Below are 25,060 nucleotides of genomic sequence, written 5' to 3' on the forward strand. Positions count from 1 at the left end.
AACCTAAAGTGGTGCCATTATCAATTAGTATAATGGCACCGTTTTCAGTGGTTTGCGATTTTATTCAAAATATTGGGTGAAAAAGCGTGAAGCGAGTACAGCATAATGCGCTCTGGTTATTACTGTATCTGGCGCGAAGCTCGCAGTAATAGTTGGCGTTATGCTAAATGGGCTTTGCTCTACACCGAACTCAGCGTTAATAAGAGACAAGGTAAGCGCTAACTGCACATATCCCTTCATATCAGCCGGAATGTTGTCTTGGTCTTCTAAAATGATTTGTTCGCCATTATAGTCAACAACGATGTCGGCATTGGGGTCGAAGCTAAGTGCTGCTTCTTCAAGGCCTAACATTTGCACCAGCGAATAAGCAATATCTAACTTGGTTACGCTAGCAAAGGGGTCGGCGCTACCGCCTACGCTTCTTAGAACAGGCGCTTGTGTACGAAGCTTATCTTTAAGTGCACCACCTTTGACCATGACCGATTCTACAAACGCTTTATCAAACCCAGGTACTGAGCCGATGTTAGGGCGCTCTTCGTTTAGCAGGTCACGGTATTGTCTTACTGCTCCACCCATTACCGCATAGCGAGCAAAGTCTTTACGTTTAAGACGGGCGTCTGGCGAGAAACCACGGCTGTTAATGGCATCCATTAGACGCTCGCTAACAGCAAATTCAATGGCGTTTTGCTGAGGGTGACCTTCAACATCATCCATACCTTCAAAGCCACCGCTATTTTCAAACGAAACAGTAACGTTGAAGGTTTCAGGCAGACCTGGGCCGTTGGTTAAACCTAATGGGTCGGCCTCAATACCAGACAGTGACGTCAATCCATAGACATATACGCCCCAAGTGCCCGGCATTGCAGGAGCAGCGACACGCATGGTAGTTGTAAGCACAGGTGTTGTGAGGTTGCCGCGATATTCAGTGCCGTCTGGGGCAACAAGAACAAGCTTGGTTAAGTTTGCGAAACTATCGGCAGACGCTTTAACAAGTACTTCTTCTGTTCCTACTTCAAACTCTATGACTTCAGGCGCACCTACTGGAGAGTAAAAAACATCGAAGTTTTCTACACGGTCGCTGGTGGTCACTAGCGCGTTTGCTTTAAAGCTTTTGCCATCTAGGTTATTAACCGTAACTTTATGATCCATGTCTTCAAGAAGGGCCGCAGCTACCGCAGAGCGGGCGTTAACATAACCCGCACCCACTTCCCAGCGCTCGTAGCCAGGCATATTAGTAGCAGTTTCTTGAAGCAAACGCTTTATGGTTAAGTTATCAAGATTTGGGTTTGCTTCTAGCATTAACGCAATAATGCCCGATACATGTGGCGTTGCCATTGAAGTACCAGAGATCATGGTATAGAAAGGAATATTTTGCGGCTCTATCGCACCGAGATCCCCATCACCGCCATTAGCTGCAGCGTTCAATACAGCGCGAGTAGAGATAATATCTACACCAGGAGCGACGATGGTTACGTCGTTTGTATACGTCCAATCTGTGCCGTCTGGCATAGTAAAATCACCAGACTCGCCTTTAAGACCACGAGATGAAAAATCGGCAAGTTTGCCAAACTTATCGCCCGCACCTACAGAAATTCCCCAAGGAATTTGCGCGTATGGGTTATGTGAGTCTTCACCTGGGCCATCGTTACCTGCTGCGAAGACACTAATCATTCCCATTGTGTGCGCTTTATAGCTGGCCAAAGATACAGGACCAAGTGGCTCATACTTGCCGCTTGAGCCCCATGAATTACTGATAACTTTGATAGGGTTGTCAAAGGTGTACTGCTTACTTATCGCATAATCAAAACCACCGATGGTATCAAGTAGCAGTACCGCTGCACCCGAACCATAACCAATAATATCTGCATCGGGTGCTGCGCCGCGGTGCTTGCCGCCAGACATAGCGCCAGTACCTGCGATAGTGCCTGTTACGTGAGTACCGTGGCCTGAGTTTAAGTCTGTATTTACCTGGTTAGATAGCGTTGGGCCAGTTATACCAACAATAGACAATGCGCCTGGGTTCAAAATCGCTTGCACATTATCAACCACGGTATCACCAAAGAAGTGGTCTTGATGAGAAGCATCAACACCAGAGTCAATGACTAAAACCGTTGAACCTTTACCAGTAAATTCGACATTGTTGCGCGATGCAAATGCTTCGCCCTGCATATCAGCAACACCCGTTATCTCACGCGCGTCAGCGTTGTATAAGCTCATCTCACGGTTTGCGAATACTGAGCGTACCCCGTCAAATTGTGCAATAGCTTCAATTTGAGCTTTGGTGGCTACTACACCAATAATTGGCAGGTTTTTAAATTGAATACCTTCTGTAATACCCAAGTTTAATAGTTGAGTAATTTGAGATTCAGCAAGAGGCGACATTTGATCGTACGTAACAACCGCCATCAATGATTCTGTAGGGGATAGAGACACTAGTCTATCGGCCATTTGAGAACCAATGTAAGCGTCGGCTAGCGTGTGAGCCGAAGGACTTGCCAGCATTGCAGCAGCTAAGGTAGATAGGGCGAACTTCTTCATATTCTTCTCCAAATTCTAAAGGCTGCGGTTTGCTTTGGTATCGGGTTACGTCATCGCAGCAAGGTACGCCTTAATAGTGACTTTTTGAGAAGGACCAGAACATAGGGGTTTCACCCTAATTATAAGATTTTTTTAAATAGCAAAACGTTCAAAAATGCTACAAAGGTTTAATAATAAAACGTGCGTTAAACATCTATATTGATGACGTATGTTGATGTGTTTTCAGCGTTTATTAGCTTTTTGTTATGTAGCTGATGCGCGCAATTTCTCCCAAGAGGAGCTTGTCATGAAGTTTGATTCTATTAAATCTCGCCTAGTTTTAATGACCCTTGTTTGCGTTATTGGTATGGGGGTATTAGTTGTTAGCCAGCATTACTTCACCCAGCGACTTATAGGGTTACACCAGCAGCGTGATGTATTGCTAAGAATGGGGCAAGATCTGCTGCAAATGCGACGACATGAAAAAGACTTTCTTCTGCGCCACGAGACCGTTTATTACGACAAGTTCCTTGAGCGGAGCTATGAGTTTAAAGGTCGCTTAACAACTCTGGTTCCCCTGTTCAATGAGTACAGATTGCCTGTGGCTGACGTGGAAAGCCTGTCATCTTCTATAGAAGCCTATAGCGGCACATTTCGACAGGTAGTATCGCTTCAAGAACGGATTGGATTAAACCAAAACGATGGTTTGAGAGCGCGCATAACCGAGTTAGAAAATACCCTTAGCGAAGGGCTGCGTGCTCAAGACTCGCAAGCGAGTGAACTGTTGACTGGTATTCAACTGGCAACGCGCAATTATCAGATAAACCAAGAAGGGGTTTACGCAAGGCAAATGATGACGTTGAGTGAGCGTTTAGCTTCTGAATATAGCGGTACTGCTTTACTGAGCGGCACTTTGGTTCAATATAGAGAAGCGCTTTTACAGCTAGTTGATGCATTTACTACCTACGGCGTAACTCATAATGAAGGGCTTCGTGGCGAATTTAGACAAAGCGCTCACAACGTTGAAACTCAGCTAAAAGGCGTCGATGCCGCCCTGCAACCCATGATCGAGCAACAAGAAGCACAGGTGCGTATTTATAGCTTAAGTATTGCCGCGCTTACGTCTGTCGTATTAATTCTGGTGCTGATCAAGAGTTTTGCGACATTTCATCGCGCATTTGTTAACTTTCTTACTTTCTTTTATCGCTGCAAGCGTCAGTATCAAACGATTGATACCAGAAAGTTAGGGTTTGCAGAGTTAAAGTCACTTGCAGAGCTGGCGAATGAAATGGTCGAGTCGAAAAGAGATATTGAGGCGCGGCTCGCCAGCGTAGAAGCTGAGTTGGCCAATAAGAAAGTCTCATAGCTTTCATTTAAAAAGCTAAAAGTAGGTAGATTTTCTAAAGCGGCCGACTCACTATTGCATAAACAAGGTATAAGCCAAGGTAGAAGCAAAGATGAAGTTTAACCGCTTAGGAAATAGCGACCTACAGGTGTCAGACATCTGTTTAGGAACAATGACATGGGGTATTCAAAACACCCAGCAAGATGCAGATGAACAAATAGCTTACGCCCTTGATAAAGGTGTTAACTTTTTAGATACCGCGGAAATGTACCCCGTTCCCCCTAATGCCGAAACCTATGGCGATACAGAGCGAATTATAGGTAATTGGCTCTCGCGAAATGACGCGAAGCGCTCAGATATTATATTGATGACCAAAGTTGCCGGCAGCGGCTTGAAGTATATTCGCAATGCCGGGCCAATTACTTCTGATGCAGTTAGCAATGCGCTTACTGATTCGCTAGAGCGTTTAAATACTGACTATATTGATGTTTACCAGCTACATTGGCCGAACAGGGTAACGCCACATTTTGGAAAGCATTGGCCTGATGGCGCAAATCCCACGAAAACCAATCGCGAAAAAGAAATAGAGGGTATGCGCGATATTCTCATGGGAATTAAGCGGGCATTAGACGAGGGTAAAATAAGACACTGGGGGCTGTCGGATGATACGCCTTGGGGCATTCACATTTTTCTTACCCTTTGCAAAGAGCTCGATATGCCCTTTCCTGTATCTATCCAAAATGAGTTCAGCTTACTGCACGCAAAAGACTGGCCGTATTTAATTGAAATGTGTGAGCTAGAGAATATTGCCTATTTACCGTGGTCACCACTAGCGACAGGCATGCTAAGCGGCAAATACCAAAACGGCGCAAGACCAGAAGGTAGCAGGTGGACGCTAGCTCAGCGCATGGGACTTTTCAGAGATAAAGCGCCTGCGCAGGCTGCCACTGCAGAATATGTAAAGGTTGCAGAAAAAGTGGGTATTACACCATCACAATTAGCGTTAGCATGGTGTCAGCAAGTGCCTGGTGTTACGTCTACTATTATTGGGGCAACAACAATGCCTCAGTTAAAAGAAAACATTGATGCGTTTGATATAGAGCTCTCAAGCGAGACGTTGAATGATATTCACGATGTATTTAGAAGGTATCCTCTCGGTTTCTAATAGCTAGTGCTTATTTGATGAAGAATGGCGGGTATATCCCGTCATTTTTGTGTCACACGGTCGTAATAGTATGGTTTTTTCTGTATTAACTCGTACTCGTTATCTGAATGATTGACCCACATATATTATCAGCCAGCACTGTAGAAAAGAACAATAACTGGCACCGATGGCTGCTTCTTGCACTACTTGTTTATGTCATGTTACTTGCGGTGAGCATGATTGGAAGTGGCTTCAAATATGCCGCTGGTGATCATGCTAGAGAGCTTTTTAATTTTGCATCAAACCCAATAATGGGCCTTATAATTGGCATGGTTTCGACTGCGTTAATTCAGTCTTCAAGTACGGTAACTTCAATTATTGTTGGTATGGTTGCAGGTGGTTTACCTATTACCATCGCGGTACCCATGATGATGGGAGCGAATATTGGTACTAGTATTACCAATACCTTGGTAAGCCTGGGGCATGTTGCTAAAAAAGAAGAATTTCAGCGCGCTTTTAACGCAGCCACTATTCATGATTTTTTCAATGTTCTTTCCGTACTTATATTCCTTCCACTAGAAATGGCCTTTGGTATTTTAGAGTATTTGAGTGGTCAGATTGTAACACTTATTCATACTCCAGAAGCGCTGGGCGTAAGCGGATTCAACCCAATAAAGGCGGCCACACAGCCAGTAACCAATTTGGTTTCTCAGTCCCTTGAGTTTTTACCTTCTGTTTATCCAGGTATCGCTAAAATTCTGATTGGTATTGCGCTTATCATGGTTTCTATTACCTATATGGGAAAGATTATGAAGTCCCTTATGGTAGGAAAAGCGAAGGATTTACTACATAAAAGCATAGGGCAGGGCCCCATATCCGGCATCACATCTGGCGCCTTAATGACAGTGTTGGTGCAGTCATCATCCACGACCACATCACTCATGGTGCCCTTAGTGGGGGCCGGGGTGCTAAAAGCCCGTGAAATCTACCCGTTTACTCTTGGTGCAAATATTGGAACTTGTATTACCGCCCTTATTGCTGCGTTAGGCGTGGCGGGCGTGAACAGCGGTTTTGCGTTACAGATAGCGCTGGTACACCTTATCTACAATGTGTTGGGTGTCACACTCATTTATGGTGTTCCTGTTTTGCGTAATATTCCTATCAACCTCTCGTATCAATTATCTGTCTTAGCTGCAGAACGAAAAATGTACGGCGCAGCTTACGTGGGTGGGTTGTTCTTTGCAGTACCACTGGGAATTATTTTTACGACAATTTAAAAGCGTACCAGCATTTTTAAACTGCACGAGAGAGGTAAATGCGGACTAATTGTTTCTAATGGTGTAATACAGTTAGCGTGTTCACTACCTGTGCGGGCCGGTATAAACTAGGCATTAAACGCATTTAGCAACCATTCGGTCAATAAAAAACGGCGTTTCCTAGCTCAGAAACGCCGTTCTAATCTGTAAAGCTACGTACTTATTAAAACGCGTATTTAGCTGAAACTTGGAAACGGTTCATGTCGCCTTCAAGGCCTGCTTCAATTTCACGTTTTGCGAACGCATATTCAGCACCTACGGTCAGTGCCTTCGTCGGTGAATACAAATAGTTCACACGAGTACTGTAGGTACTTTCAGTCGTATTCAAGCCAGTAAGCGTTACGTCGTTGTCTGCTTCAAACGCTGAGAACATAATGCTGCTGCGTGCTTTTTCGCTCCACTTGTGACGATACGCAATGCCATACCCAGTTGAGTCAATGGCTTCCAAGTCGCCACTTTCTGTAAGCACAGCGCCATTTACGGCGTTAAGTGCAGAGTATCTGCCTAACCCTGTCCCCGTATTGAACGTGAAGCGAATGTCATCGCCATTTGATAAATTATATTTACCTGTTAACGACACGCCAAAGCTGGTCTCGTCAGCGTCAATGCCCGCGGCATTATCATAAGAAAGTTGTCTAACTAGGCCCGCGACTTTTACATAACCCCAGTCTTGCTTTGTGGTGTAGGCGGCAACTAAATCTGGAACACTACTGTCATCACTTGTTATCCTGCTACCACCACCAAACGGCGTAATGGTTGATTCAGGGTTTTCTAGTGCAATCTGAAACCCGCCGTTGGTATATCTCACCATGACTTGACGGCCAAAGGTGATGCCGTCAGTGGTACCAATAAAATCAAGTGATTCTGGTAATGAACCTACGTCCATAAAGGTCGTCCATGTTTGGCCCACCAACCAATTCTTGTAAGTTAAGTATGCGTGACGTACTCGAGGAGTATAGGAGTTACTGATGCGCTCATCGCCGCCGCTAGTCACAACAAAATCCAGCTCGAATACACCGTTAATAGTGTCACCTTCCGCGGTAGGTGTTGACGTGGCAAAGCGGAAACGGGAAGTTCTGATGTGTGCATCAAACTGTGGGTCTTCGTCAACGCCACCAACTGGAGTTAGTGAAGGTATGTAAAAGTCTCGGCCTACGCTACCCGAGGCAATGGTGCCATCTGAATAGTCGCTTACCATAGCGTCAACTTTAATATAACCCGTGAATTTCACACTAGTGTCGCCAATTGTTGCTGCTTGTGCTGCGCCGCCGCTCGCCGCTAGGCACAGCGCTACTGCTGTAGCGGTACTTTTTATTTTAGCTTTCATCGTGTCTGTTCCAAAAGTGGTTAAATAAATGTAAATTCAACGTTAACGTTGTTGATTGTGTACTTATTATCTCAAATTTAAATAAGCCGATGGTCGCATAAGACTATAGTCGTAATACGTTTAGTCTAACTTTTTTTATTAGCACCTTAGTTTGATGCTGCTAAGACCAAAGTCTCATTTTGCTTTGCGGGTGAATAGCTAGAGTGTTTCACCATACAACAAGAATTTTACATTATTGATATTGGAGGCAATCTTTATGACCGCCAGCAAAACTTACCCTGTGCCTGAGAACATTCTTCAATCTACTCATTTGACTGCGTCGCAGTATGACGAGATGTATAAGCAGTCAGTAGAGCAACCCGAAGTGTTCTGGGCTGAGCACGCGCCTATGCTTGAGTGGTACCAAAAGCCCACCAAAATTAAAAACACCATGTTTGGTGAAAATGATGTGTCTATCAAATGGTTCGAAGATGGAGAGTTAAACGCCAGCTATAACTGTATTGACCGCCATCTAGCTGATAATGCCACAAAAGTTGCCTTTCACTGGGAAGGCGACTCACCAGAAGATAGTCAAGATGTGACATATCAACAAGTTCATTATGAAGTATGTAAATTAGCGAATGCACTTAAAGAGATGGGAGTAGCCAAAGGCGATCGTGTCGCCATATATATGCCAATGGTACCCGAGGCTGCCTACGCGATGCTTGCGTGTGCACGTATAGGGGCTGTGCATTCAGTCATTTTTGGTGGTTTCTCACCTAATGCTATTGCCGACCGTATTAACGACAGTAGTGCAAAGGTTGTTATCACCGCCGATGAAGGTCGCCGTGCAGGAAGAAGCATTCCGCTTAAAGCCAATGTCGATAAAGCGTTAGCCGACGACGCTTGTCCGTCGATCACTCACGTTTTAGTGCACAAGCTAACGGGCGGCGATGTAGATTGGGACGAGAAACACGATGTATGGTGGCATGAAGCTGTGGACGGTATGTCAGCGCAGTGCGAGCCCGAAGTTATGAACGCAGAAGACCCGCTGTTTATCCTTTATACTTCGGGTTCTACGGGTACACCAAAAGGCGTGGTGCATACCACAGGCGGTTATCTACTTTATTCCGCTATGACCTTTAAATACGCTTTCGATTACAAAGACGATGACGTTTATTGGTGTACTGCTGATGTGGGCTGGATCACAGGTCACAGCTATATGGTTTACGGTCCTATGGTAAACGCTGCGTCACAAGTGTTCTTCGAGGGTGTACCCACCTATCCAGACGTAAAACGTATTGCGCAGGTCGTAGAAAAATACAAAGTAAATAGTCTTTATACTGCGCCAACCGCGATTCGTGCATTAATGGCTCACGGTGACGTACCTGCTGAAGGTTGCGATTTATCGTCACTTCGTTTGCTTGGCACAGTAGGTGAGCCAATTAATCCAGAGGCATGGGAATGGTATCACCGTGTTATTGGTGAAGGTCGTTGCCCTATTATTGACACATGGTGGCAGACTGAAACAGGTGGACACATGATCCTGCCTCTACCTGGCGCTACGGAGTTGAAGCCTGGCTCAGCGACTCGTCCATTCTTCGGCATTCAGCCTGCGCTATTTGATGCTGACGGTAATGAGCTTGAAGGGGCAGCAGAAGGTAATCTTGTTATTAAAGACAGCTGGCCGAGCCAAGCTCGAACGGTTTATGGCGATCATCAGCGCTTTATTAACACCTACTTTAGCGCGTACAAAGGTGTGTACTTCACCGGTGATGGTGCTCGTTGCGACGAAGATGGCTTTTACTGGATCACTGGTCGTGTAGATGACGTGCTAAACGTTTCTGGACACCGTTTGGGCACCGCTGAAATCGAAAGCGCACTTGTTGCCCATCCTAAAGTGGCTGAGGCTGCCGTTGTTGGCTTCCCACATGATATCAAAGGGCAGGGTATCTATGTTTACGTAACGCCAAATGAAGGGGTTGAAGCAGATGAAGCCCTTACTAAAGAGCTTAAGGCGTGGGTGCGTCAAGAGTTAAGCCCTATTGCCACTCCTGATATGATTCAGTGGTCAAGTGGCCTACCTAAAACACGCTCTGGTAAGATCATGCGCCGTATACTGCGTAAAATTGCGGCCAATGAGCACGAGCAATTAGGTGACACATCTACGTTGGCGGATCCATCGGTTGTTGATACACTGATAGAGGAACGTCTAAATAAGTAGAACTAAGGATATAGACAATGATAACCCTTCTAATCGCTGATGATCACCCGCTGTATCGCGATGCACTACGAGGCGCGTTGTCGTTGTCACTTCCAGCCTTAACTCTTAGAGAGGCGGGAGATCTAAACACCACGGTCGATATTCTCAATAATGAGGATATCGACTTGTTGCTTCTTGATTTACATATGCCAGGTAGCAATGATCTATTTGGCCTGCTGCATATTCGAAAACTCTTTCCCGAACTTCCTGTTGCCGTGGTTTCTGGTACAGAAGACTCCACACTTATTTCAAAAATTATTAGCGTTGGCGCGTTAGGTTTCATCCCAAAAACTGCCAGTGCACAGGATATAGCTAGTGCAGTAGAGGCTATTTTAGATGGCGACGTATGGCTGCCTGAAAATTTAAGCGAAGATGTTGATGAGGTGGATGAAGCGTTTTCTGAACTTGCTGACAAAGTTGCGTCGCTTACACCGTCACAGTATAAAGTACTTTGCTATATGCGAGATGGGCTGTTGAATAAGCAAATTGGCTTTAATTTAGATATTGCTGAAGCCACCGTTAAAGCGCATGTTACCGCTATCTTTAAAAAGCTGGGCATTAATAACCGCACCCAAGCGGTACTTATTGCTTCGCAGCTTGAGCTGGAGCCACCGGTTCAGTAGCACCGTATTTAAGCACGGCTTCAGACATAGCGAATTCAGGTAAAAACTTTTCTAGCGCCAAGCGGCTTTGCCTACTTAATAATGGGTTTTCGATTTCAAGAACCGTGCGCCCATCAACTAAGGTCATCCCTTCTTTGAAGTTCTTATTTGCGAGCAGTAATTCTTGAAACTTTCCGGTTTCAAACAGCATCAGTAAACCCTCTGCTATTCGCCCCGCCATTGCTTGATTGTCGCTGGCAACAAAGAAAAAGATAGGACTAGGGTATGAAATGACGAGGTTGTCATCAATAGTTAAACCTTTTGACAAGCTTTTGTTGGCAAACTCTTCGTTAATTTCCATCACACTTCTTGGAAACATGTCGGCGAACCCTTCCGAAACAATGCGAAATGAAGCGCGGTAGGTTGTTTCCAGTACAGGAATATCATTAGCCCGAAAAATCTTTGTATCAGGCCAGTCATACCCTAAAACCGCGCGAAACTCCTGTAGGTCAACGAGGTTTTTTACCTTTTTTAGTCGCACATCCCCTTCTTTAACAAACAAAGCGCGCTTACCAAATAGCCCAGCCATTATAGGAATGCGAACAGGAAGGAATTGACGCTCGCGCTCGGTTGACGTCACGCTCCACGTTACATCTAGCATATTGTGTTCGAGGCTTCGCAACTGGCGTTCTTGGGCCGTTTCTTGGTCACTAACAATAAGTTCAAAGGTACCGTACTGCGGCTGTGTAACACGCAAAGCTTCTGTTAGCAGTGACTTTGCGTAAGAGTAAACGCTATCCCTTCCAGGATGGACGTTGGGTAATCGTAAAACGGTATGAGGCAAATCTGCACTTACCTCATCAGAAGGTTGCTGTTGCCCGTAAACAACGAAATGCGCAAGTAAACTCATTAACAAAATGACACGGCTTAGTGATTTAGCTTTGATATCCATATTTTTAACTCATTTAAGTGGTGTCAGCCCAGCTGCATGCCTTGCTAAAGGTTGCTTAAAGTATAGCCCCTTTTTTAGCTGCTAATCTTTTCCTGTGAGTAAAAAGTCGTGTTCGGGGTCTACAATAAACTGTCCACTCATCGCCTCTCTGCCAAGAAGCATTAAGTAAGTCATTTCAGAACGGTCTGTTAGCGTTAACTGGATATCCCACTGGAATCCGTCCATAACGATAGGCGTAATGATAACATAGCGTTTCTCACGTGTAGCTGTTGAGCTTTTTACGCGTTTTTTGCCTTCAACTCTCGCTTCTCTGCGAACCACTCGCTCAACGTTATGGATATCTGGATGGATGTCAAACTTTATCCACAGCTCACCGTTGTGATCAAATTCTTCGATGTTGTCCACATGCAGTGACGACGTAGCCGCCCCAGTGTCAACGCGCACGGTTAAGTCAGAAATGGCGAGTTTGGGCAAGTCGCACAGTTCTACCGCTCCTACAAGTTTTTTGTTGTTCATCAGATTTCCACCAATTTATAAAACAGTATTCTGTTCTTGAGGCAATAAATTGTCTTGCAGTAATTCTACGTGTTCAGCAACAGTATCAGGCTCTGAGAAGTACGCAATGTGATAAACAGCCTCTCCCTCTTGTGTAAGTGGAATATTTTGTTTACCAATGACAACACCTTCAGCAGGGCTTTCAAGGCTGTCTAAATAATTTCCAAATGGGTCTGCGATAGTGGCCAGTTTGTCGCCCTTTTCAACATGATCGCCCAGTTGGGCGAGGTGATTGACAAATCCACTTTCAGGCGCGCGCACCCAACCACTCTGTCTGGCAATGAAACGATCAATACTATGACCTTTGCTGCGACTCTTGTTCAGCATGCCTAAATGACGCATGGTATTGATAATGCCTTTTACGCCTGCGCGAATAGAAAATTCGTCATAGCGCAGTGCTTGACCTGCTTCATAAAGCAATATTTTAACGCCATTTTCACTGGCCGCTTCGCGTAATGAACCGTCTCGTAATTCAGCATTAAGCAGCACAGGCACGCCAAACGCTTTAGCCATTTCAAGCACTTCAGGATCGTCCAAATCCGCACGAATTTGTGGCAGATTACTTCGATGAATTGCGCCTGTATGAAGGTCGATGCCAACATCGCATTTGCTCACGACTTCTTTGAAAAATAAATTCGCCAACCGCCCGGCAAGCGAACCTTTTTTACTGCCAGGAAAGCTGCGGTTCAAATCACGCCTATCGGGTAAATAACGAGATTGATTCAGCACGCCATATACATTAACCATTGGCACCGCTATCAAGGTGCCTCTTAAACGTTCAATAGCCTTCGAGCGAATCAGCCGACCCACTATTTCAATACCGTTTAACTCGTCACCGTGAATGGCTGCGCTTACGAACATAATTGGGCCTGGTCGCTTTCCTCGTTTAACATAAACGGGAATGCTCATATTAGTAGCCGTGTATAGCGGCGGCATTTCTAGCTCAATCTTTTTTGTTTCGCCAGGAGCAATATTTTCGCCCCCAATTTTTAAAACATCATTTACCACTAACGTTTTCCTATAATTACGTTATTGCGTAGGTTTAAGGGGTTAGCCTTTTCCTCGGGTTTTTGTTTTGTGCGGCTCTGCGCTTTTTTCAATGAACTCAATAATCATGCTGGCAACATCTTTGTTGGTCGCTTTCTCGATACCTTCTAAGCCTGGTGAAGAGTTCACCTCCATTACGACCGGGCCGTTGTTCGAGCGAAGAATGTCTACACCGCAACAATTAAGGCCCATGGTTTTCGCAGCATCAACTGCTGTTTTGCGCTCGGCAGGGCTTAGGCGAACTAAACTTGCTTGACCACCGCGGTGAAGGTTAGAGCGAAACTCTCCAGGCGCCGCCTGACGCTTCATGGCAGCAACGACTTTTCCTCCAACCACAAAGCAGCGTATATCGGAACCCCCCGCCTCTTTGATAAATTCCTGTACTAAGATGCTGGCATTAAGCCCCATAAATGCTTCAATGATGGATTCTGCGGCTTTTTGGGTGTCTGCCAATACAACGCCTATGCCTTGGGTACCTTCTAGCAGCTTAATAACCACTGGTGCGCCACCCACGGTTTTGATTACATCGTCAATTTTGTCCGGGTGATGAGCAAAGCCGGTTCTAGGCATGCCAATGCCTTTGCGCGAAAGCAGCTGGAGCGAGCGAAGTTTATCTCGCGAACGGCTAATCGCCACTGACTCGTTAAGGCTGTATGTACCCATCATCTCAAACTGTCGAACTACAGAAGTACCGTAAAAGCTAACAGATGCGCCGATACGCGGGATCACTGCATCATAGTAAGGAAGCTTTTTACCGTTATAGCGAACAGACGGTCGCGCGCTAGTGATATCCATGTAGCAATGCATGGTGTCGATTACGTCAACCTCATGCCCGCGAGCTTGCCCAGCTTCCACCAAGCGTGAAGTAGAGTAAAGACGTGGATTTCTTGAAAGAATAGCGATGCGCATTATAAAAAAGCCTGTAGTTTGTGGTTTATTTTGTCGTTTATACGACATGTCAGTTATCACGTTAGAACGTGAGTATACCAATCTGTATAGAAAATCGCCCACTCAATAGGAAATTTGTATGCGGACTGGTATTAATTTTAGCCAAGTCATTTTTGCGCGCATACTAATTGAAGTGGTAGGGGGTGTCTTACGAATAATTCTTGTGGTGTCGATTGCTTTTAATGCATGAACTTGTCTGTTATTCGCGTTAGCATTAATGCGCCGTGGCTTTTCTAAATAAAAATCAGAGAGAAAGGCCTATATGGCTCACAAAAACAGAAAGGAAAGAGTGAATGAATGAGTGGTGGCATGGTTTTTTGGCGTGGTTAGTTCAGTACCAGTCAAACGTCGTGTTCAGTGGCTTGGTGTTGCTTATTTATTTAGCGATGTCGCGGAAGTTACTGCCAAAATTAGAAACTAATATTGTAAAATCAAAGCTCAAATCTAACAGTGCATTAAAAGGGCTTTTTGCCGCTCGTGTAATTGTAGCTACAGTATCCTTTTCCCTGCTGCTACTGGCATGGGGTATTGATTTCTCGGGTTTACTCGTACTTTCCACTTCGATCATTACGATAACCGGTGTTGCACTTTTTGCAAGCTGGTCGCTCATCAGTAATATCACGGCTTACTTTATATTGCTTACAAACGTAGCGTATAGCAGAGGCAATTACGTACGCATTCTCGATGGCGATAACTACATAGAGGGCGTTATTGCGGATGTTGGGCCATTCAGTACTCGTTTAATCACCGCAGACCGCGAAACGCTAATGTACCCTAACAATTTAATTCTAACTCGCCCAGTGCTACTCAACCCGAAAGAAAAGTGGGGTGCCATGGGTAAAGTTGTGGCGAAGTCGAGTGTAGAGACGCCGGTGGTTAAGACGGAAGAAACTAAACCACATGACGAGTTACTGTAAGTAATTCTTTATTCGTCATGTACAGTGGAATAGTAGAGAACGAAAAGCATTCAATTAACGTGGTGCAGATATGTCATCGCTCCTCAATAATTAAACATTTTTCGCTTCTCTAATATAACGCGTCATACTTTGTAGTAACGCGCGGAGTTTTGCCGGTTTAAGCGGCTTAGCCAAAAAGTTTACGCCTTGGTCTTTACACTCAGTCACTAAATTCTCATCTGGTGTTGCGGTTATAAGCGCCGCCGGCACAACGATGTTTAACCGGTGTCTTATCTCCTCAATCAGCGCAAGCCCATTTTTCTCGTTATCGTGACTAAGTTGATAATCCATCAGTAAGATCTGAGGCTGAATGATTTCACAAACCTTCAGTGCATCATCCCAGTTATTCGCTAAGAACACATTCACGCCCCATTTTTGTAATAGAGTTTGCATGGCATCTAAGTTTTCTCTTTGGTCGTCTACGCAAAGTACATCCATTCCAGTGAATGTGGTACTACGAGGCTTTGCTGCAATATTAGTAACCCGTCTAGGTTCAGCTTTGTCTAGAGAAAATGCAAAGCAGCTTCCTTTTCCCACCTTTGAGTTAACCTTAATATCGCTGTTAAGCTGAAGACCTAAGCGGCGCACTACACCTAAACCAAGGCCCAACCCATGCTCTTTGCTCTCATTGGCGCGAAAGAAATCGCCAAATATACTGCCTTTTTTATCATCGGAAATACCAATGCCAGTATCGAAGACCTTAAAATAAACGGTTTCTTTTACGGGTTTTACGACAAATAAAACTCGACCCATTTCCGTATACTTCACAGCATTTGATAGCAAGTTTTGGGTTATTCGATATAAATAAGTTTTATCGCCTCGTACCCAACAAGGGCGGATAATGGCTTTGAAATCAAGCCCCTTTTCACGGGCGCGCATGGCCATTTCATCAACAAGCGGAGAGAGTAGAGCGCTAACATCAATAGACTCGATATCGGGTTTCATTTCTCCTTGGTCCAGTCTAGCAATATCCAACAGTGTGCCTATAAGTGTTTCACTTGAGGTAACGCTATGTCCAAGTTTTTGAATAATAGCTTGGGCTTGCTCAGACAGTTCCTGCTCTTCCAAAGCACTCACGTAAAGTTTAGCGGCGTTAAGCGGCTGCAGTACATCATGACTGGCAAGGGCTAAAAACCGAGTTTTACTGGCGTTGGCATCTTCAGCAGCTTTTCGAGCTCTTATTAATTCTTTTTCCGCTTCGGAACGACGTTCTATTTCAAGGCGAAGCTCTGCGTTAATGGAGTGCACTTCTTCCGTACGTTTCTTGATACGGGCTTCAAGATCAATATTCGATTCTTCTAACGCTTGCTGAATTTCCACGTGCCCGGTGATGTCGTTGAAGCTTGTTACAAAACCGCCTCCGGGAAGTGGATTTCCTACCATTTCAATAACCCGACCATCTTTGCGCTGACGAGTAAAGCGATGGGGCATACCGGATCGCAAGTGCGCCAAACGTTTTTCTACTTCAGCATCGACATCGTGAGTTCCAAACTCGCCTTGCGACGCGTTGTATCGAATGAGCTTTTCAATAGGCGTGCCCACAGCAAGTAAGTTGTCAGGGTAAGGGTAAAGGTTTGCGTAGCGTTTATTCCAAGCGACCAAATTCAAATGTTTGTCTACCACGCTAATGCCCTGATCCATGTTTTCAAGCGAAGTTAATAGCGCTGTCATATTAAACTGCATCGCCTGCGTAGTATCGTCGAAAAAGTTAATGACCTCAGTAAAATCCATTTTCTTGCCACGTAGTGCACTGTCTAAAAGTACCTTTGCACTAGAGGCGCCAATAACCCCGCCAAGGGCGCGTTCACAGAATGATAAAAACGATTCATTAGGCGTATCTGCGTGGCTTAACTGGCAATTATTTAGCTGTTGATATTGGGTAAGAAGCTGATCGCAGCGCCCTGTTCCCATAAAGGTTGAAAGCAAAGTGATAAGGTCAGACACGGTAACGTTCGTTGCTTGGGCTTTCACCGTGTTGTTACTTGAAATAGCAGGCGACACAAACGCTTCAGCCTGCATTCTGTCGATAAGCCGCTGGGGAGCGAAATGAGAAAAGAGTATATACACCAAGCTATTTGCGGCCAAGCTAATCATAGCTCCTTGGCTTATAAGTTCGTTTTGCTCCATTTGAGAAACTTGCTCACTTACAATAGGAAGTACTAACCACAGCACCCAGATAACAAGCCCAACCATAAGCCCCGCATAAACGCCGTGGGCATGAGCACGTTTCCAATAAAGGCCGCCGACAATGGCAGGCATCAGCTGTATTACAAGAGAAAACGCGATAAGACCAATAGAGTGAAGAGACCGGCTGCTGGTCATTTGCTGGTGGTATAAAAAGGCCATTAATAAAATGAAGGCAATAACGATACGGCGAATAAGGCGGATTCTTTTCGATACGTCTTTTTTATCATCAGTGTTGCCGGAAAATGCGAGGATACGCGGCAATATCACGTCATTAGTAAGCATGGTACTTAGCGTTAACGTGGCGACAATAATCATAGCGGTGGCCGCAGACAGCCCACCCACAAATACAATAACCTGAAGCAATGCTGACTCAGAAAACATAGCGAGTGATAAAACGTACGAGTCGGGCTCAATGCCTTGACCTGCAAAAATGGCTTTACCTGCAATAGCGATAACAGGAATAACAGCAGAAATAATGGTGAGGTACAGCGGAAACAGCCAGCGCGCTGTGCGTAAATGGCCCAAGCTTAAGTTATCAATAATGGCGACATGAAACTGACGAGGTAAGCACACAATAGCTGCCGCAGCCATAATCGTTTGTGCGATGAAGCTAAATGAGCCAAATTGAGCAAGTGCCACCTCATTTGTGAAGCTCTCGAAGAATGCCCCTGATTGCGTACGTTCCCAAGCGCTATAGCCAACAATGGCGACTAACACTAAGGCAAGTAGCTTAATGGTTGACTCAAAGGCTATGGCTAGCATCAAACCACGTCTGTATTCTGTAACGTCGGTTTGGCGTGTACCAAAATAGATAGCAAAAACGGCGATAAAGCCCGTGGCAGCAATGACAATGCCATTGCTGTTGGGTTGCTGAGTTAACAGTTGAAAGGTTGCGCCAACCGCTTTTAACTGGAGCGCGATGTAGGGAATAGTTGCAAGTAAAGCAATAAGGGTAACGACTAGGGCGACGGTTTGACGCTTGCCATAGCGTGACGCAATGAAGTCTGAAATGGTTGTAATATGCTGCTTTTTACTTACCAATGTCAGTTTATAAATAAACTTGTATCCCAACACGTAGACTAAGATGGGCCCAAGCATAATTGGCAGGTAAATCCATGTATCTCTACTTGCTTGCCCTACCATGCCAAAGAAAGTCCAAGCGGTACAATAGATTGCCAGGGCTAATGAATAAATGGCGGGATGAGAAGTTAGTGCTCTTGCTGTAGGCGAGTTCTTCTCTCCCCAACTTGCTAATGAAAACAGCAAAAAGAGGTACAAGACTGCAAGCGTTACCCAACCAAAAACCATAATCTTCCCTTAACTTAGTTTTAACAACTGTGCTGGTATTATAATCATTTCGACCATGGTCTACCTACGACCATGGTCTCATTTTGAATTTCACACCTCAGGTCTAGAGTAGTAGCTGACCTCCTAAATGCTTGACTTTTGCTGTTTTGTTTCTGCTTTATGCAAAAGTTTCAAACGCAGCAATAACGTTAACAAAGCCGAGCGTTAGGGAATTGTAAAATCATAACAACTAGTTAACCTGACATGAGGGTGAAACAATGGCATTTAGAAACGAAGAGGACAAAAAAGCCTACTGGAGTGAAAACCTAGCGCTCCTAGCTAAGCTTTTAGTCGTTTGGTTCATCGTATCATTTGGTGCCGGCATACTGTTTGTCGATATCTTAAATGAAATTCAGTTTTTTGGCTTTAAATTAGGCTTCTGGTTTGCACAACAGGGCTCGATTTACGTATTTGTCGCATTGATCTTTGTCTATATGGCGAAGATGAACGCCATGGACAAACGCTACGGCGTAGATGAGGAGTAAATCATGGACGTTCAAACTTTAACATTTATTATCGTTGGCGCGTCGTTCGCGCTGTATATTGCAATTGCAATTTGGGCACGCGCTGGGTCGACGAATGACTTCTATGTAGCGGGTGGTGGCGTACCGCCTGTTATGAACGGTATGGCTACGGCGGCAGACTGGATGTCGGCAGCATCGTTTATATCAATGGCGGGTCTTATCTCATTTATGGGTTACGATGGTGCGGTATACCTCATGGGCTGGACTGGCGGCTATGTTCTACTTGCGCTTTGTTTAGCACCTTACCTACGTAAATTCGGTAAGTTTACGGTGCCCGACTTTATTGGCGATCGCTACTACTCACAAACCGCACGTACGGTTGCGGTATTTTGTGCCATCTTCGTTTGCTTCACCTATGTAGCAGGCCAAATGCGTGGCGTAGGCGTGGTTTTCAGCCGCTTCTTAGAAGTGGATATTGTGTCTGGCGTGGTTATCGGCATGGTTATTGTGTTCTTCTATACTGTGCTCGGCGGTATGAAAGGCATTACTTACACTCAGGTCGCGCAATATTGCGTAATGATCTTTGCCTATATCGTACCTGCGGTATTTATTTCGATGATGGTTACCGGGCATATACTTCCACAAACCGGTTTTGGCGCAACCTTAGCAGACGGTTCAGGAATGCATATGCTGCAGAAACTCGATAATTTATCCGTCGAACTCGGCTTCAATGAATATACGTCGGGAACGAAAAGTACTATCGATGTATTTTTTATCACCTTTGCACTAATGGTGGGGACTGCGGGTCTTCCACACGTTATTGTTCGCTTCTTCACTGTGCCTAAAGTTCACGATGCACGTAAATCAGCAGGCTATGCCTTAGCATTTATCGCTATTCTTTACACTACAGCACCGTCGTTAGCAGCGTTTGCTCGTGTGAATATGATTGAAACTATTAACGGCCCTGAAATGACGGGAACCAGCTATGAAGAAGCGCCGTCGTGGATTAAAAATTGGGAGCAGACTGGTCTTATCGCGTTTGAAGATAAAAATGGCGATGGCAAAATGTTCTATTCGGGTGATGAGCGCAATGAAATGAAAGTTGACCGCGACATCATGGTATTGGCTAACCCTGAAATCGCGAACTTACCAGCATGGGTAATTGCGCTTGTTGCGGCAGGTGGTGTGGCAGCAGCCCTTTCTACTTCAGCGGGCTTACTGTTGGTAATTTCCACCTCTGTATCACACGATTTACTGAAGCGGAACTTTATGCCGAATATTACGGATAAAGCCGAGCTTATGTACGCTAGATTGGCAGCAGCGGTGGCAATTGTCATTGCAGGTTACTTCGGTATTAATCCGCCCGGATTTGTCGCGCAGGTGGTCGCCTTTGCTTTCGGCTTAGCGGCATCGAGTTTCTTCCCAGCCATTATTATGGGTATCTTTAGCAAACGTATGAACGACAAAGGTGCTATTGCGGGAATGATTTCAGGCATTGCGTTTACTGCGGCTTACATTATTTACTTTAAGTTTGTAAATCCAGCAGCTAATACGCCTGATAACTGGTGGTTTGGTATCTCTCCTGAAGGCATTGGTACTTTAGGTATGATGGTGAACTTCATTGTGGCTTTCCTTGTGTTCAAAGCAACAGATGAAGCGCCAGAAGAAATCCAAGAACTGGTTGAAAGCATTCGTTATCCTAAGGGAGCGGGTGAAGCATCAGCGCACTAAGCTAATGTTGCCTAAAGATAGGCTTTAGCAAAATAAAACCAATCTACTGGCGAAAGTGAGTAGGTTGGTTTTTTCTTTTTGTGTACCGGACAATTTCTATGACTGCAATGGCTAAACAAGTTGAAGACTTTCTTAATACGTCCGCGCCTTTTGACTTGCTGGACAAAGAGCAGAAGCTGCAGCTTACAAAACACACAGAGCTACTCTATTTGACCGCCGATAATGTGGATCAGGCTATGAAAGATAAAGTCGCGCTGTTCCTTATTCAGAGCGGCCAGTTCTCAGTGAAAGACTCTGATGCACCCATTCAACATTTAAGTGAAGGTGACTATTTCGGTTACGCAAATATAATACAAAAACGAAATTTTCCACTAAGCATAACGGTGGACAGCCCAGGGCTGGTTTATTGTTTTGATGCGCTAGCTGTAGAACCTTTACTAGAAATACCTACAATACGGCATTTTTTTGATGGCCTTAGCAATAACGCTCTGCAAAATCATGCCATTGCAGATAGTAATTCAATGTGGCTCTACAAAGCCCTTACTGATGCTATCGAAAAAGCGCCGGTTTCCGTCGAGGCTCAAACCTCAATTTCGGTTGCAGCTCAGTTAATGACATCGCAAAAAGTCTCTTCTTTGTTAGTAACTGAACAAGAGAAGCTAATTGGTATCATTACTGACCGCGATTTAAGGTCGAGAGTGGTGGCAGCCTCTTTAGACTCTCATCTTCCAGTTAGCCAAATAATGACAGCCAACCCGGCTCAGATTATGGGTAACAGGACCTTGTTTGACGCTTTAGCACTAATGACGGAAAAAAACATTCATCACCTGCCTATTATTGATCATCAAACGCTAGTGCCCCTTGGCATGGTAACCGCCAGCGATATCATTCGTCAGCAGCGAGGAAACGTACTCTTCATTATTGGTGAGTTGAGCAAGGCTGAGAACCTTTATGAGCTCACGCGCTTGTCGTGGCAACTGCCTCATTACTTTTCAGCTCATGCTAAAAAGGCAGGTGACTACGACATTGCTGGGAAAATATTGTCACAAGCAACCGATATTATGACCAGAAAGCTAATTGGCTTTTTCCAACAAGCTAACGGTAAAGCTCCCATGATGTTTGCGTGGTTAGTGTATGGTTCACAAGCCCGAGAAGACCAAACCATGGGCTCAGATCAAGACAACGGGCTACTTCTTGCCAAGCAACCTACCGAAGTGCAAGCTGAGTACTTTTCGAATATGGCAGAGTACGTATGCAAGGGGTTGGCAAAGTGCGGCATCAAGCTTTGCGATGGCAATATTATGGCCAGTAATCCTAAGCTGAGACTATCTCTCGGTGAGGCGCTCGAAGAAGCTAAACAGTGGGTAAAAGCGCCTACCAAAGATGCCATTATGCATTTTAATATTTTTCTTGATGTGCGATGTGCAGCGGGAGATGTAAGCTTATTCAAGCAGCTTCAAAAACGGCGTGCGCCTTTGATGCAGCAAAACATGTTTTTAGCAGCACTTGCCAGACATAGTAACGATATATCGGTGCCGCTTTCCATGTTTCAGAAGTTTGTTTATGAAAGGGGAAGAAAACAAAAAGACGTTATTGATCTAAAGACTCGTGCTGTTGCTTTAATCAATAACATAGCAAGAATCTATGCCTTAGCTGATGGTGTGACTTTACCTAACACGCTTGCGCGCTTAGACGCATTATCAGCTCGTTCGCAACTTTCAAAACGCGATGCAACGAATCTTAGCGATATTTGGCTGTTCCTGAATCGTCTGCGCTGGCGTCATCAACTTGAAAACAAAGTTACCGATAATCGCGTTTCCATATCAAGCCTGTCATCAATTGAAAAACATCAGCTTAAAGCTGCTTTTAAAGCCATAGAAAGAACGAATCAAGCTATGGTGATGAAGTTTTCAGGTGGCGTGAGTTAATCGATATGGTTCAACGGTGGATAAAGGCATGCGCACAGGCACTCACGAGTAAAACCAAGTTGAAAAAGCGTCTTCGCGAACTTAGCGTTTACAATACATCATTTACCGCAGTTGATTTAGAACTTACTTCGCTAGACCCTTCAGCAACGCAAATTACTTCTGTGGGTTATGTGAGCGGCACGGGGGGGCGTATCGATTTATCGACGAGCGGTTATCATGTTATCAACACTACCGCAGACTTAGGGCAAAGCCCTGTGATTCACGGGTTAACCCCTGACATCTTGCAAAAAGGCGAAAATTTAGAAGTGGCGCTCCATGCACTCACACCGTTACTTCAACAACATATACTTATTTTTCACAACGCTAGACTGGACTTAATGGCGTTAAACAAAGCTTTTAAACAGTGCGCTTTACCAAAGTTAGAGGTGGTTTATATTGATACCCTTCAGCTTGCGCTGTATCAGCTAAACAAGCAGCATCAGGTTTTGCCAAGTAATAGTGCTACGCTAGGGGTGTGCCGCCAACGCTTAGACCTCCCTGCATTTAATGAACATAATGCGCTAGATGATGCGTTAGCTACACTTCAGCTTTTCCTAGCCCAGTTGACGGAATTAGGTGTAGCGAAAGAGGCTACGCTGAACTGCCTGCTTCACACCGGGGCTGTTGGGTGTATTCAGCTAGGTAGCAGCTAAAAACTTTTTATCGGTTGTGAAGAACTGGGGCTCTTTGCTTGTTTAGTAGGCGCAAGTGAAGGAGATACTAAGCGGTTACGCCCGGAAGTTTTAGCTGCATACAAGTTTTTATCCGCCTCCAGCATTACATAATCAATCGTTTTATCATCGCTGGCGGTTTTTATCGCTAATCCAGCACTCAATGTTATACGCCCGTACTCAGACGAACTATGAAGGATGTTGAGGTCGTAAACGTTTTCTAATAGGCGCTCGGCGACAGCTACTGCACCCTCCACATCAGTGTTTGGTAAAATTACTAAAAACTCTTCACCACCAATTCTAACCAATTTGTCCATAGGCCGAAGGAGTGCATCATTTATCGTTTTACTGACCTTCCATAAACAGCTATCACCATCCAAATGCCCATACATATCGTTAAATAGCTTAAAGTGGTCGACATCAAATATAACTAAAGACAATGGGGTGGCATTGCGTTCGCTATCTTTAACTAATCGGGGGAGATAGTCATCCAAATAGTGTCTGTTGTAGGCACCGGTTAGTTTGTCGATATAAATTAGTTTTTCTAAGAAATCACTTCTGAGCTTGTGTTGAAGGTGCGACTTTACGCGATTGCGCAGCGTACAGGCATTGACAGGTTTAACAACAAAGTCTACACACCCTGAATCCCAGCAGCGTGATTCTTCCTCTTCTGTTGATGAAGAGGTAACGAAAACAATAGGTATATTCTCACACGATTGCTTTTTTCGAAGCAGCCTAGTGGTTTGATGCCCATCCATTTCTGGCATGGAAATATCCATAAGGATCAAATCAGGCTTGTTGCGCTTGCAGTACTCGACCGCCTCTTTTCCCGAGTTCACAGAACAACACTCAACAACTTCTTCAAGTAGAGTTTTCAAAACGAGTCTGCTGCTAGCTTGGTCGTCGACAATTAAAACGTTGCAATCAGCTAAAGTCCGATCGCCGACTTGGTCGATGTACACTGGATCTCCTAACAACATATGTGTGTTATTACTTGATAAGAATACGCCTGTATATCAAAAAGAACATTAACCATAAGTGTAATATTTAGGCGTAGAGACTGGTTCTCTTATTATCCGCATCTATAAGAAAATCTTTAACGCTAAAGGCGTTTTTTCACAATAAAGAACGATTTGTGATACAGATGGGAAGGTTTAAGTATCAACCCTTAGAAAAACAAACTTAAAAAAGCCAATCCAAAAACGCCAAGGGTACACAGGGTTCCCACCATATAAAAATAGCTTCTAGGGCTAGGGTTCTTCTCTGTGGCAATAGCATAATACAGTGCCATATGAATGATACGACTTAGTGCGAAGGCCCAAACCAACATGGCTAGGATCTCTGTTGGCGCGCCAAGAAACATACAAAGCAATGCGGGAAGCGTAAATTGGTGAATATTTTCAAGCGAGTTGTGAAATGTTCTGTGACTTCTAAAAACAAAGCTATCGTGGCTCAATTCTTCGCTGACTTTACCGGGAATGTAACGAGACTGCTTTCTATGTGCTACAGCGGCTACGATGTTTTGAACAAACACAGTTAAACTAATAACTAGCAGCCCCGCAATACTGTATGTGTAAACCGCAAACATTTGAACTCCTTCTCTGGTTTAGTGAGAGACTTTATATATTTATAAGTGCAGTAATACCGAGCTGATTGACTCTATCCACTTAACGTTCTCGTATGGAAACGAGACAGTATCAAAGCCTTTATCGAATTGAATTTGTTTACGCGACAACTATGGG

Annotated in this window: 19 protein-coding genes; 10 read left to right on the top strand and 9 right to left on the bottom strand. The window is 44.7% G+C overall.

Annotated elements, in window-relative coordinates:
* Positions 1 to 60 precede the first annotated feature (60 nt).
* Positions 61 to 2,538, bottom strand: coding sequence for a S8 family peptidase (locus ACXAFM_RS12095; protein ID WP_474829753.1), 2,478 nt, complete (start codon positions 2,536 to 2,538; stop codon positions 61 to 63).
* Between the two features lie 286 nt (positions 2,539 to 2,824).
* Between ACXAFM_RS12095 and ACXAFM_RS12100 the strand changes: the two genes are divergently transcribed.
* From ACXAFM_RS12100 to ACXAFM_RS12110, 3 genes are all read left to right on the top strand, one after another.
* Positions 2,825 to 3,883 carry a chemotaxis protein gene (locus tag ACXAFM_RS12100; protein ID WP_474829755.1) on the top strand — a complete coding sequence of 353 codons (1,059 nt, stop codon included), beginning with the start codon at positions 2,825 to 2,827 and terminating at the stop codon, positions 3,881 to 3,883.
* A 91-nt stretch (positions 3,884 to 3,974) separates the two neighbouring features.
* Entirely contained in the window at positions 3,975 to 5,027 is a 1,053-nt protein-coding gene (locus tag ACXAFM_RS12105; protein ID WP_474829757.1) for an aldo/keto reductase, read from the top strand.
* A 107-nt stretch (positions 5,028 to 5,134) separates the two neighbouring features.
* Positions 5,135 to 6,283 carry a Na/Pi symporter gene (locus ACXAFM_RS12110; RefSeq protein ID WP_474829759.1) on the top strand — a complete coding sequence of 383 codons (1,149 nt, stop codon included), beginning with the start codon at positions 5,135 to 5,137 and terminating at the stop codon, positions 6,281 to 6,283.
* 202 nt (positions 6,284 to 6,485) lie between these two features.
* Here ACXAFM_RS12110 and ACXAFM_RS12115 read toward each other — a convergent pair whose 3' ends face one another.
* A complete protein-coding gene (locus ACXAFM_RS12115) occupies positions 6,486 to 7,649 on the bottom strand; it encodes a DcaP family trimeric outer membrane transporter (protein ID WP_474829761.1) in 1,164 nt (387 codons plus the stop codon).
* Positions 7,650 to 7,905: 256 nt separating this feature from the next.
* Here ACXAFM_RS12115 and acs point away from each other — a divergent pair, with 256 nt between their 5' ends.
* The gene (gene acs / locus ACXAFM_RS12120) at positions 7,906 to 9,852 is read left to right on the top strand and encodes an acetate--CoA ligase (RefSeq protein WP_474834667.1); all 1,947 of its coding nucleotides are present in this window, start codon (positions 7,906 to 7,908) and stop codon (positions 9,850 to 9,852) included.
* A gap of 17 nt (positions 9,853 to 9,869) precedes the next feature.
* A complete protein-coding gene (locus tag ACXAFM_RS12125) occupies positions 9,870 to 10,514 on the top strand; it encodes a response regulator (RefSeq protein ID WP_474829765.1) in 645 nt (214 codons plus the stop codon).
* On the opposite strand, the gene ACXAFM_RS12130 is transcribed toward ACXAFM_RS12125, so the two are convergent.
* From ACXAFM_RS12130 to rimK, 4 genes are all read right to left on the bottom strand, one after another.
* On the bottom strand, positions 10,474 to 11,445 hold the full coding sequence (locus ACXAFM_RS12130) for an amino acid ABC transporter substrate-binding protein (protein WP_474829767.1): 972 nt from the start codon (positions 11,443 to 11,445) through the stop codon (positions 10,474 to 10,476). The two genes, ACXAFM_RS12125 and ACXAFM_RS12130, sit on opposite strands and share 41 nt — an antisense overlap.
* Positions 11,446 to 11,526: 81 nt before the next feature.
* Complete coding sequence (locus ACXAFM_RS12135) at positions 11,527 to 11,961, bottom strand: ATP-dependent zinc protease family protein (RefSeq protein ID WP_474829769.1); 435 nt, start codon at positions 11,959 to 11,961, stop codon at positions 11,527 to 11,529.
* A 15-nt stretch (positions 11,962 to 11,976) separates the two neighbouring features.
* Positions 11,977 to 13,008: a succinylglutamate desuccinylase/aspartoacylase family protein gene (locus tag ACXAFM_RS12140; protein ID WP_474829771.1), complete on the bottom strand. Its 1,032-nt coding sequence runs from the start codon at positions 13,006 to 13,008 to the stop codon at positions 11,977 to 11,979.
* A 42-nt stretch (positions 13,009 to 13,050) separates the two neighbouring features.
* Complete coding sequence (rimK, locus tag ACXAFM_RS12145) at positions 13,051 to 13,956, bottom strand: 30S ribosomal protein S6--L-glutamate ligase (RefSeq protein WP_025257684.1); 906 nt, start codon at positions 13,954 to 13,956, stop codon at positions 13,051 to 13,053.
* Between the two features lie 332 nt (positions 13,957 to 14,288).
* Here rimK and ACXAFM_RS12150 point away from each other — a divergent pair, with 332 nt between their 5' ends.
* Entirely contained in the window at positions 14,289 to 14,912 is a 624-nt protein-coding gene (locus ACXAFM_RS12150; RefSeq protein ID WP_474829773.1) for a mechanosensitive ion channel domain-containing protein, read from the top strand.
* 90 nt (positions 14,913 to 15,002) lie between these two features.
* Here the strand turns inward: ACXAFM_RS12150 and ACXAFM_RS12155 are convergent, their stop codons facing one another.
* Positions 15,003 to 18,446 carry a PAS domain-containing hybrid sensor histidine kinase/response regulator gene (locus tag ACXAFM_RS12155; RefSeq protein ID WP_474834669.1) on the bottom strand — a complete coding sequence of 1,148 codons (3,444 nt, stop codon included), beginning with the start codon at positions 18,444 to 18,446 and terminating at the stop codon, positions 15,003 to 15,005.
* Positions 18,447 to 18,703: 257 nt separating this feature from the next.
* Between ACXAFM_RS12155 and ACXAFM_RS12160 the strand changes: the two genes are divergently transcribed.
* From ACXAFM_RS12160 to ACXAFM_RS12175, 4 genes are all read left to right on the top strand, one after another.
* Positions 18,704 to 18,970 carry a DUF4212 domain-containing protein gene (locus ACXAFM_RS12160; RefSeq protein WP_039216401.1) on the top strand — a complete coding sequence of 89 codons (267 nt, stop codon included), beginning with the start codon at positions 18,704 to 18,706 and terminating at the stop codon, positions 18,968 to 18,970.
* Positions 18,971 to 18,973: 3 nt separating this feature from the next.
* The gene (locus ACXAFM_RS12165; protein WP_474834671.1) at positions 18,974 to 20,680 is read left to right on the top strand and encodes a sodium:solute symporter family protein; all 1,707 of its coding nucleotides are present in this window, start codon (positions 18,974 to 18,976) and stop codon (positions 20,678 to 20,680) included.
* Between the two features lie 98 nt (positions 20,681 to 20,778).
* A complete protein-coding gene (locus ACXAFM_RS12170; RefSeq protein WP_474834673.1) occupies positions 20,779 to 22,608 on the top strand; it encodes a putative nucleotidyltransferase substrate binding domain-containing protein in 1,830 nt (609 codons plus the stop codon).
* Between the two features lie 59 nt (positions 22,609 to 22,667).
* Entirely contained in the window at positions 22,668 to 23,300 is a 633-nt protein-coding gene (locus tag ACXAFM_RS12175) for a 3'-5' exonuclease (RefSeq protein ID WP_474834675.1), read from the top strand.
* On the opposite strand, the gene ACXAFM_RS12180 is transcribed toward ACXAFM_RS12175, so the two are convergent.
* On the bottom strand, positions 23,297 to 24,280 hold the full coding sequence (locus tag ACXAFM_RS12180; RefSeq protein WP_474834677.1) for a GGDEF domain-containing response regulator: 984 nt from the start codon (positions 24,278 to 24,280) through the stop codon (positions 23,297 to 23,299). The two genes, ACXAFM_RS12175 and ACXAFM_RS12180, sit on opposite strands and share 4 nt — an antisense overlap.
* Positions 24,281 to 24,486: 206 nt before the next feature.
* A complete protein-coding gene (locus ACXAFM_RS12185; protein WP_474829784.1) occupies positions 24,487 to 24,906 on the bottom strand; it encodes an MAPEG family protein in 420 nt (139 codons plus the stop codon).
* Positions 24,907 to 25,060: the final 154 nt, after the last annotated feature.

It is taken from the genome of Alteromonas sp. ABD4_190, assembly GCF_056160105.1.